Below are 9601 nucleotides of genomic sequence, written 5' to 3' on the forward strand. Positions count from 1 at the left end.
AAAGACCAAACGCTATCGTGACATTATTTCATTCCGAAAAATGCAGGACAAAATCAACAACCGGGAAACGAACTACTAAACGATGACGGCAACCATCATTTTAAGTATAGGGCTGGAATATGTGGACACTGTTTTCCAGACCATCAAAAACAGTGATTTCTCGCAATATACCATTGTGGGAATGAAAACGCTTGCCGTACTTTTCTTTCTGGTCAATATTTTAAAAAAGTACAATGAGGGCATTGCGGATAAGTACGGCTATACCTGGGGACTAAGTCCCGGGGAACTGGCCAAAAATTTTGCGGTTGTGCTCGTGGTCATTTTTTCGACCCAAGTGCTCGGTTTCTTCGATGGGATTTTGGTCGCTATCGAAGGTCAATATCGCGGTACCGCCCCGGCATTACTTCCCTTACAAATGCAGGATATACCTATTGAGGAAGAGGTTAGCCTGTTGAATTCCGCAAAAATGGCAATGACCTTATTATACGAGGCTTTGGTCACACCGCTTTTTGGCTTTAAAATTTTTGCGTTCGTAATAAGTGTAATCCTATGGATACTGGACCTGTTTATCTATCCGCTGTTCTTGGCAGAGCGTTTTTTCCTGTTGGGGATAATGCAGGCATTCTTCCCATTGGTCATCAGTCTAGCGGTTTTTGAAAAGTTTCGTTCGCTGGCCTATAACTTTTTCAAGTTATATGCAGCGGTATATATGCTTGTACCGGCGTTCTTTCTCGTCAATGTCTTTGTAAACGCTTTATACACGGAGTTAAACACGAATTTTTGGCAAAATCTTTTCGGGAGTGAATTTGGGGAAGGCTTTTTTGCCCCCGTGGTACAACTCGGATCGGTACTGTTCATCGTCTTTCTAAAGTTCAAGCTGTACAAACGTGCTACATCATTTACCCTAAGATTATTTACCGCTTAAAACCGATACAATGAAAACACCTTACAAGAACATATATGCCGTCCTGAAATTAAATCGGTTCATCGTCTTGACCGTCGTTATATGTGCTACCCTATCTGGTTTCTTTGCAATATTTATGGTTTTCAACATCAATAAAAAAGCCTTGAACAATGCTTTTGCCATCAATACCAGTGGCGACGTAATTCCCCTTAAACTTGTTTCCCAAAAGGAAAATTTTACCGTGGAAGCTTTGGCGCACCTAGAGTTGTTCCACACCTATTTCTATAACATCGATGCCAGCAATTATGAAAAAAATCTGAAAAAGGCACTTTGGCTCGGTAACAGTTCGGTGGATAACCTCTATCGCCAAAAGAAGGCGGATGGGGTCTATAACCGTCTGTTGCAATATTCCCTGGTTCAAAAGGTACTAAGCATTGATTCCCAAATCGAGGAAAAGAATGGGGTCTACGTCTTTAGAACCACGACCATTTTTGAAATCAACCGGGGTTCGATAATCGACACCTACGAACTGGTTTCCACCGGAAAACTGATTACCGTGGACCGGAATTTCCCCAACAATCCCCACGGACTTTTGATAATCGATTATTTCGAGAACACCTTAAAAAAAGTTAGCGATGAAAGTTGAAAGCCCATAATGGGCAATTAAAACCTTACTCATGAAAGTAGAAAAAAACAAAATAGTATTTGCGGCCGTGCTGGCCGTGATATTGATATTTCTGGTCGCCTATTCCGTAATGTTAATGGGCAACGACGAAAGCGAGAACGAGACCCTTGAACAGACCTTGGTACCGGAACTGGAGCAGAATCAGAAGGAATACGATTCCAAATTGGATGCCATCAACGATTTAAAGGAAGTACGTGAGACCAACGCACCCAGCATCTATGATGAAAAACTGATAGATTCCTTGGGCTTCTATGACCCGGATTTACCGGAAAAGGACAAACAACGTATAGTGGATAGCATATATAAGTCGGGAAGAATTAAATATTCGGAAAAAAACTATCAAAATATGGGCACCAAAAAAGTGGTGGCCGCTGTAGCCCCGGAAATAGATTCGGCCGAAATAAAGGCCGCCCAGAAAATCGATGCCAAGGAAATGGGATTGGAACACCAGCTGTTCTTCGCATCCGCACCTGTCCAGAACGAAATTTCGGCTACCGGCACGACGGATGCCACAATTTTTGCAGTGGTAGATGGGGACCAAGTGGTCAAAACCAACTCCCGGCTGCGGATGCGATTGACTCAGTCCGCGACCATCAATAACAAGCGGATCAAAAAGAATACCCCCATTTATGGGTTTATCAGTTTTCAGCCGAACCGGGCGTTGATCGAGATCGAAAACATTGAACACCGTCCTACGAAACTTAAGGCCTTCGACCTTCAGGACGGTAGCGAGGGTATCTACGTCGAAAACAGTTTCCGTGCGGAGGCTACGAACGAAGTCCTGGATGATATCATTGAGGACATAAATATCCCCAGTGTCCCCCAAGTAAGTGGAATAACCAAGGTCTTTCGCCGCAATAACCGGAGCGTAAAGGTTACGGTGCTCAACAATTACAAATTGATCCTCAAACCCAAGCTATGATTCCCTAATGAACATTTAAAACTTACTCCTATGAAAAATTATATTCTGACCTCAATAGTCCTGTTCGGTTTATCCGTCGCACCTCGGCCTTGTTCGTCACAGGACGCGGAGCAACAATCCATAATGGATACCATCTATGCCAATGACCAAAAGAACGTCGCCCTGTTCTTCCCGGAGCCTATCAGGCAGGGAATAACCGGCTCGGATAACTTTGTATTTACCTACAACAGGGAAAAACAGCAATATTTTGGACTGCTACAGGCAAAACCGGGAAAAGAAAGCATTCTCTTGGTCATCAACCAAAATGGTTCGATTTTTTCGTATATTGTAAGGTATAGGGAGCGGCTTTCAAAACTGAACTATTTTATACCGAAAGCCAGTAGCATAGGTAACGAGGAGCCGATTATCGCCGATTCTTCCGATGTTGCACGGCCGAAAAGCCAAGTCGGGAATAGGAGAGATTACTACCAAAATTTCTGTTCCTACCTGATAGACCGAAAGCAACGGCTCGGCAGGCTAAAAAAACGCAACGAAGGCATTGTTTTGAGCCTCGAAAATATAGTATTTGATACCGAAGAGCTCTATTTTGTCATCCAGATCGAGAACAGGTCAAGCTTGGATTACGATTTGAATTTCTTGGATCTTTCGGTCCAGACCAGAAAAAAGGGCAAAAAAAAATCGTTACAGAGCCTTTACCAAAAACCGCTGTTCACCTTTAACCGACCTTCCAAAATAGCCGAGAACGAAACCGTAAGAATGATTTACGTGCTGTCAAAATTCTCGATCAGTGATGACCGAAGAGCTATATTGCAACTCAACGAGAAGAATGGCGAACGAAACCTAAAAATGAAGATTTCGCACAGATATATCAATAACCCAAATTAGAAACGCTATGAAAAAATTGGTTATTTACTCGTTTGTAATACTTTTTCTTGCCTGTGCAGGAAACCAAGATTTGTCCCATACTGAAACTGCAAAGATTGTTGTAGAAGGTTTTTATCAGGGAGATGAAGCCAAGTTAAGGGAATATACAACTACTGAAAGTTACGCCAACTTTAAAAGTCTTCAGGATATGTTCGCCGAAGCCAAAAACTCCGATTCCAATTTTAAGGTCATCGATGACACCTCGGACGGCGAAGTTGCTTGGGTCAAATTCACAACGTCATATGAGAAAAAACCCAGTATTTTCAAATTGGTCAAAGAAGATGGCCAATGGAAGGTTACGGAACGAAAGCCGAGGGAAGAAGTGCCCTTCTGAGGAAGGTAGCTATTTTTTAATTTTGCTAATCCCTCTCAAAGTCGGTTTGCCAATACCCCCTTGTTCCACCGATTCTTTTTAAGAAACCTTTTTCTTTTAAGGCGTTCAGGTGCTTTTGTATCGCGGATTCATTAATATGTATTACCTCCGAAATTCCTGCACGACTTATTGTATTGTCCATATAAACCAGTTTTAATATTTGTTTCTGTCTTTTGGTCAGCATATTCATTTTATCAATTGCGCCATCGGCAGCTTTGTCGATTTGACCACCTATCTGACCACTCACTTGACCACCTTTTTCAACTGGCCCTTCTTTTACAATAACCGCTATTCCAAGTAAGTTTTTGGAAAAACTGAAACTCTCCTTCCAATAATGTTCCAGAATACGCAGAATGCCGGAACCCAATTGTTCCAACTCTTTTATATTGAATAAGGTTGGTTTCCGGCATGAAAATTTTGATTTATGAGCCATAGAGATACCTATAGTTAATTTTTGAATATTGACCTCGCCTCGTCATAGATCCGTTGAAAATTAGCCCCCAAGTCAGCTTTCGAATACTGTTTGGATTCTTCGGGAAGCTGCCTTTGGATGTTCTGTAATTTGAACTGTACCTTTTTATCCATCCCATCCGCATAGGTAATAAATTCGCCCTGTTTCAACCGAAAGAAAACATCCGCTCTAATCTTTGGGATTTCCTTTTCCCCAGTCGTAATACGGGTATCAAAGTCCAGATTATGGCCGCGGCTTACGCTTTTGGTCAGGTCTTTGACAATCTCAAAAAAACGTTCATAGTATTTGGCCGTGTCCGGGTCATTGACCTTGCCGAAGAACTGATAGGAAAGATTACTCAAAATGGCCTTACTCGCCTTGTCGCCGTACATCATATCGTTCTGAATCTTGTCCTGCATTACGTAGATGGTGGCGATGTCATAACTCCGCAGCGTTGCCGGAATGCGGTGCATATTCAATAACCGTAGGGTCGGTGCTTCTTCCATCAACAAAAACGAAGGATTTGAATTGCGCACACTCATCTGTTTTGTAATCGTATGTATTATGGTGGCGATAACCGGCGAATACGAAGTCTCAAATTTGGGGTTGTTCACTATGGAAACAACGGCGGGATTATCTACATTATTGATATTCAGAGGCACTTCGTCTGCGGACAGGGTCATAAAAATATGTTGGGTACTTATCCGCTTTAGGGCATTGGCCAATGTACTTTTGACCCCCGCGGTCTGTCGTTCGGAATCCTTCCCACTGATGAAGGCGTCCGCCATTGCCCTGGATGTTGTGTTCGTTTCCAAAAAGGCGATAAGGCTATTGGTGTCCAGATGCTGATAAACAGCGATCAGGTGCGGCAAGGTGCAGAATTGGGGATAGGAAGTTTTCAATTTCCAGATGAGTCCGCCCACCAATCCTTCTGCGGCATCGTTGAAAAATTTGGTCGTTCCGGTCGTGCCGGACTCGCGCTGTTCCAAGAGGTTCTCGATCAACACCCTTGAAACCTCGTTTACACTCTCCTCGTTTTCTAGATAACGGGGCGCAATGGGATTGACCCTGTGGATGATTTTATCAAAGGAAATCACTTTAAACGAGATATCGGAATCCTTGAACAACGGATAAGCCATTTCGGTAATCTCAAAATCCTTGTAGTCGTGAATGACACCGCAGAATTTATACTTCTTAAAATGCTTCAGAAACCCGTACACCACGCTTTCGGTCTTTCCGCTTCCAGCGGAACCGATGACCGATGCGCCCCGTTTGATATTGTCAATCTTAAAATTGCCCTTGCTGGTCCTAAAGCTGACTTGATATTTCTCGTCGGTATTTGCCGATTCGTCGGTTTTATGGAGGAAAACGTATAGCACCGTGTTCATTAGCAATAAGGGACAACATACGTATAGCAATCCCTTCACCAATTCGGCCGATTGGAAAATCCAGAGCATTATAGCGGCGATTATCAGGGTGTTAAGAACAAAAGCGTATTTAGCGATTCGGTATAATACATAGAACACCGTACTGGCAGTGAAGATTATTAGGGATATGCTATAAGAATCGAGGGTTTTCATAACTTTTATTTAAATACCTATTGAACTCGATTTGATGGCCACATCTACGCCGCGCCGCAGCTTGTTGAAAAGTTTTAGGGTAAGTTGTGCCTGATTGACGGGTATGCTTGGCATTATCGGGATGCCCGCTTCCCGCATTACCTTAAATGCAATCGTCTTTTCATTGGTAGGCAGTTTCATTAGGGATGCAAAATAGATTTTAGGGTTTTTGATAAAATCCTTCCGGGCCTTATAGGTTTCGGCGAAGTTGCGCTGATATCCGAACGTCCTGTCAAAGGTCTTTTCCGCCCGCTCGAAAAATTGGTCCCGGTCAAAGCCCCGGCCCACCTTTTTGCCGTGCATCTCCACTTCCGAAGCTTTGTACTTGCTTCCGGGCGAAAGGCTAAAGGAATTGGATGCATCCTTTCTGCTAACGATAATATGGATGTGGCTTTGGTTCCCCGCTTTCTGCATTCCCTGGACAATCCGTATGCCATTTTGTTGATGTGGTGCCTTCTGTTCCAACCTGCCTATTTTCAGCTTTAATCTTTCAATGTTACCGATCTCCTCGCCACGTTCTATTTTCCGGATATCGTGCTTTAGTTGGAGTATCTTTGTCGCATAGGGTTGGTTTTCCCGCACCTGTCTGTCCGTTCCCTTAAAGGTGCGCTGATGTTCGATTTTTGCATAGTATTTTATATCGTTAACGGAAATCGGGCGACCGTTGATTTCCCGATTGAAACATTTTATATAATCCTTCATCAGCTCGCGGGTGTATCGCTTCAAATCCTCGCTGCTGTTTTCCAATCTTCGCAGTTCGTATTTTGATGGACTGACCGTGATGGAATAGAACTTGGGTTCCTTCTTTTTGAGCTTGGCGGTGTTCCCATCGATTTCACGAGCGACTTCCTCAGCGGAAATCTCGTCCCCGTACTGGTTAAAAAAGTGTTCCATATTCTCCTGCTCCAAGCCTTGGTTTTCCTTTTCCAGATAGCCCACAAAACCGGCCGAACTTTGGGCATAGGTTTTACCTAATTTTTGAGGTGTGATGGTGATGTACATTTCTACAATTTTATAATTCCATTTGGTTTCTTTCCCGAAATTTTGGTGGCTTCTCCCCATCATTTTTCTTCTCCAGAATCAGGGGCTTCTTTTTGGGCTCGGCTTCCTTGAAGAGGGATTCCATCATGGCCACGGTCGGTTTCGTTTGGCTCTTTTCTATATCCTTCAAGATGGCGATGACCCCGTTTATCCGTTTCTTGATCAACCTCTCCAAGGTCTGCATTTTTGGTCCCATCGGTTCGATGGGCGAAATGCCGTTGTCCTCGAAAAATTCGATCATCAGAAGCAAGGTCATCGATTGGGATTTGGAGATTTTCCGGCTATACCCTCTGAATTTCTTGACCACCGATGCCTTTATACTGACGCTCTCGAACCGCTCCTTTTCATATCCCTTGTCCATTTTTCCGTGAAAAATTTGCTGGTTTTGTTGGGCTGCGACGGTTTTTCCGTGAAAAATGCTACTGACTGCCAAGGTTTCAAAACCTGATAAACACCCAACTCACTTATTTTCAATGGATTGGAAACGGAAAGGAATGCCTAACATCGCGCAGCGTGTTATCCTCTTGCTATTCCTTTTCGTCCCGCCCGGCGGGACAAATATTCCTACCATTACTGAAAAAGTAATGGCGTTTTCTTCATCGAAGAAACAATCTGGGTTTTTTAAGATTCAATAATTTCAAATGTGGAATTATCCACAATAAAAATTCAATATCCCTGCGGATAATGGAATTTGAAAATTTCAACAACAAAAAAGACCTCTGAAATTCAAAGGCCTTGAGCGTAGTTTTGGGTCGTTTAAATACTAAAAATGTATTGATAGGAATACAGATTTTTAATCGTTTCCTCTTCAATCAAGCGGTCAAAATCCTCGCCCGTTTCGTCAACATATTTTCGGATGGATTCGCCAAAAATATAGTTAACGTGTTCCCTCGAAACCCGTAAAAGTTCCTCTTGCTTTTCCAAACTCAAATCTTGAAATTTTAGATAGATCATGTCCGTCTGGATTTAAAGTATTCCATTTTCCGAGAAGCTGAAATAGTCGCCATTGGGCAGAATGATCAAATGGTCGAGTACTGTAATATCGAATAGTTCCGCCGCCTTCTTTATCCTTCGGGTCAACTTTTTATCGGCATCACTGGCCCGATTAGTTCCCGAAGGATGGTTGTGGGCAATAATTATAGAGGTACTGACGCTTTTTAGGACCACGGCGAACAGCAACCGTAGATCCACCAAAGTGCCTGTCAGGCCGCCCGTAGAGGCTTGATAAACTCCCTTTACCCTGTTGCCCTGATTGAACAACAGCACTTTAAAGGTCTCGTGCAGGCCTATCGTACCCTTGTCCCAATTCTGATAGAGCAATTCGGCCACCTCGTTGGGAGCGCTTAACGGTTTGGAATCTATTATTCCCAATTTTTCGCAATAGCTGATTTTAATTTCGTTAACTTCGTTTCTCATTATATCTATTATTTAAGAGTGATGGAATGATGAAAAAGAGGGCGCTACTTTCCAAGGGAACGCCCTCTTTAATTTTAATATTCGCTCGGCAACATCAGTGTATCGTTGACAAAAAACAACCGCAGATCATCCAAGGGAAAATCCGTTGAATTGTAGCCGTGTTTTTCAAAAACGTTTCCGTTGCCATCGCTGTAGGTAATTACGGCTTCATGACCGGTATAGTCCTGTTTATCCTCCGACAACCGTTTAAAATCGATGGTTATAAATCCGCTTCGGTTCGTCAGACTTTTGGCGATTACCGAAGTGTCGGTTATTAGCCAATAACAGGCCGTTTCATCGGCAAGATATTTAAGGCCGTTCGTGTAACGTGTTTTCAACAACGGGATTTGAAAGAACATTTCAGATCCGTGAAATTGTTGCAATCCCTCCTTTATTTCGCTAACTTGTGCTTTCATTGTAATTTTATTTTAAAAGTTAATAATGAAAAAGAGGACGCATCTTTAGACGGTTACGCCCTCTTATTTTTGTGGTTACTCCGCAGAATTGTTGCCGTTTTTGGTGCCCAACAAAAGAATCTCGTTGGCCTCTATTTCGGTAACGTATCGCTTGATACCCTCCTTGTCCTCATAGCTACGGTTTTTGAGTTTCCCGCTCACACCGATTTCCTTGCCCTTTCCGGCATATTTCTCGATGATCTCGGCGGTCTTGCCCCATGCTATGACCGTGTGCCACTCGGTACTTTGCACTTTTTCGCCCTTGGCATTTTTGTAATACTCGTTCGTGGCGATTGAAAAGCGGGCTACTTTTTTTCCGCTTTCGAGGTTCGTAATCTGTGGCTCCTGGCCAACGTTTCCGATCAACTGTACATGATTTTTTAAAGTACTCATAATAAAAGATTTAAAGATTAATTAATGGACTGCCGAACCCTTCGGACAGTTTTTCGTTTATATTTTTTTGAAGTGATTTACATTTTATATCTAGAGCGTTTTCCCTTTTTTGTTTTTTTAACTTTAGTCCCGCTTCCTTTTTGATGTTTTCGTAAGATTTCATAAGACTCGTTTTAGATTTACTTCCCATAAGGCCGTCGCTGTACCTTTTTTTGTTGCTGATACGCGTTCAATATTTGGAATTAATAAGGACTTATAAAAGGGAGGCACGACCGGTTATGCAGTCCGTTTAACTTCCGAATGTTGTTATTTTGCTATCAAAAAAAGGTTGGGACAGCGGCGGGTCGGAAGTAGGTCTAAATATCTTTTGTGAAGTACG

The 9601-nt window shown here is 42.8% G+C and carries 13 protein-coding genes and 1 pseudogene; 6 read left to right on the forward strand and 8 right to left on the reverse strand.

Annotated features, from left to right (window positions below; translation table 11 throughout):
- The 6 genes and pseudogenes from ACEW8S_RS10610 to ACEW8S_RS10635 form a co-directional block, all read left to right on the forward strand.
- Positions 1-79, forward strand: a pseudogene (locus ACEW8S_RS10610) (conjugal transfer protein); the annotation flags it as partial.
- A 3-nt stretch (positions 80-82) separates the two neighbouring features.
- Positions 83-925, forward strand: coding sequence for a hypothetical protein (locus ACEW8S_RS10615; protein WP_373518127.1), 843 nt, complete (start codon positions 83-85; stop codon positions 923-925).
- A 10-nt stretch (positions 926-935) separates the two neighbouring features.
- Complete coding sequence (locus tag ACEW8S_RS10620; RefSeq protein WP_373518128.1) at positions 936-1550, forward strand: conjugal transfer protein TraK; 615 nt, start codon at positions 936-938, stop codon at positions 1548-1550.
- 31 nt (positions 1551-1581) lie between these two features.
- Positions 1582-2511: a conjugative transposon protein TraM gene (gene traM / locus ACEW8S_RS10625; protein ID WP_373518129.1), complete on the forward strand. Its 930-nt coding sequence runs from the start codon at positions 1582-1584 to the stop codon at positions 2509-2511.
- Positions 2512-2541: 30 nt separating this feature from the next.
- Positions 2542-3396: a DUF4138 domain-containing protein gene (locus ACEW8S_RS10630; RefSeq protein WP_373518130.1), complete on the forward strand. Its 855-nt coding sequence runs from the start codon at positions 2542-2544 to the stop codon at positions 3394-3396.
- Positions 3397-3403: 7 nt separating this feature from the next.
- Entirely contained in the window at positions 3404-3769 is a 366-nt protein-coding gene (locus ACEW8S_RS10635; RefSeq protein ID WP_373518131.1) for a hypothetical protein, read from the forward strand.
- 25 nt (positions 3770-3794) lie between these two features.
- Here the strand turns inward: ACEW8S_RS10635 and ACEW8S_RS10640 are convergent, their stop codons facing one another.
- The 8 genes from ACEW8S_RS10640 to ACEW8S_RS10675 form a co-directional block, all read right to left on the reverse strand.
- Positions 3795-4241: a LexA family protein gene (locus ACEW8S_RS10640; RefSeq protein ID WP_373518132.1), complete on the reverse strand. Its 447-nt coding sequence runs from the start codon at positions 4239-4241 to the stop codon at positions 3795-3797.
- A 14-nt stretch (positions 4242-4255) separates the two neighbouring features.
- Positions 4256-5839, reverse strand: coding sequence for a type IV secretory system conjugative DNA transfer family protein (locus tag ACEW8S_RS10645; RefSeq protein ID WP_373518133.1), 1584 nt, complete (start codon positions 5837-5839; stop codon positions 4256-4258).
- A 9-nt stretch (positions 5840-5848) separates the two neighbouring features.
- Positions 5849-6880, reverse strand: coding sequence for a MobB family relaxase (gene mobB, locus ACEW8S_RS10650; protein WP_373518134.1), 1032 nt, complete (start codon positions 6878-6880; stop codon positions 5849-5851).
- 10 nt (positions 6881-6890) lie between these two features.
- A complete protein-coding gene (locus ACEW8S_RS10655) occupies positions 6891-7352 on the reverse strand; it encodes a BfmA/BtgA family mobilization protein (protein WP_373518135.1) in 462 nt (153 codons plus the stop codon).
- 323 nt (positions 7353-7675) lie between these two features.
- Positions 7676-7873: a hypothetical protein gene (locus ACEW8S_RS10660; protein ID WP_373518136.1), complete on the reverse strand. Its 198-nt coding sequence runs from the start codon at positions 7871-7873 to the stop codon at positions 7676-7678.
- Positions 7874-7885: 12 nt separating this feature from the next.
- Entirely contained in the window at positions 7886-8335 is a 450-nt protein-coding gene (locus tag ACEW8S_RS10665) for a JAB domain-containing protein (protein ID WP_373518137.1), read from the reverse strand.
- A 74-nt stretch (positions 8336-8409) separates the two neighbouring features.
- A complete protein-coding gene (locus tag ACEW8S_RS10670; protein WP_373518138.1) occupies positions 8410-8790 on the reverse strand; it encodes a DUF6876 family protein in 381 nt (126 codons plus the stop codon).
- Between the two features lie 75 nt (positions 8791-8865).
- Positions 8866-9222 carry a single-stranded DNA-binding protein gene (locus ACEW8S_RS10675; protein ID WP_373518139.1) on the reverse strand — a complete coding sequence of 119 codons (357 nt, stop codon included), beginning with the start codon at positions 9220-9222 and terminating at the stop codon, positions 8866-8868.
- Between the last annotated feature and the right edge of the window lie 379 nt (positions 9223-9601).

This window comes from Pricia sp. (assembly GCF_041745955.1).
Classification (GTDB): Bacteria; Bacteroidota; Bacteroidia; order Flavobacteriales; family Flavobacteriaceae; genus Pricia.

Coding starts and splice junctions, on each gene's coding strand:
- ACEW8S_RS10615 (WP_373518127.1), top strand. CDS start 83: ATGACGGCAACCATCATTTTAAGTATAGGGCTGGAATATGTGGACACT.
- ACEW8S_RS10620 (WP_373518128.1), top strand. CDS start 936: ATGAAAACACCTTACAAGAACATATATGCCGTCCTGAAATTAAATCGG.
- traM (WP_373518129.1), top strand. CDS start 1,582: ATGAAAGTAGAAAAAAACAAAATAGTATTTGCGGCCGTGCTGGCCGTG.
- ACEW8S_RS10630 (WP_373518130.1), top strand. CDS start 2,542: ATGAAAAATTATATTCTGACCTCAATAGTCCTGTTCGGTTTATCCGTC.
- ACEW8S_RS10635 (WP_373518131.1), top strand. CDS start 3,404: ATGAAAAAATTGGTTATTTACTCGTTTGTAATACTTTTTCTTGCCTGT.
- ACEW8S_RS10640 (WP_373518132.1), bottom strand. CDS start 4,241: ATGGCTCATAAATCAAAATTTTCATGCCGGAAACCAACCTTATTCAAT.
- ACEW8S_RS10645 (WP_373518133.1), bottom strand. CDS start 5,839: ATGAAAACCCTCGATTCTTATAGCATATCCCTAATAATCTTCACTGCC.
- mobB (WP_373518134.1), bottom strand. CDS start 6,880: ATGTACATCACCATCACACCTCAAAAATTAGGTAAAACCTATGCCCAA.
- ACEW8S_RS10660 (WP_373518136.1), bottom strand. CDS start 7,873: ATGATCTATCTAAAATTTCAAGATTTGAGTTTGGAAAAGCAAGAGGAA.
- ACEW8S_RS10665 (WP_373518137.1), bottom strand. CDS start 8,335: ATGAGAAACGAAGTTAACGAAATTAAAATCAGCTATTGCGAAAAATTG.
- ACEW8S_RS10670 (WP_373518138.1), bottom strand. CDS start 8,790: ATGAAAGCACAAGTTAGCGAAATAAAGGAGGGATTGCAACAATTTCAC.
- ACEW8S_RS10675 (WP_373518139.1), bottom strand. CDS start 9,222: ATGAGTACTTTAAAAAATCATGTACAGTTGATCGGAAACGTTGGCCAG.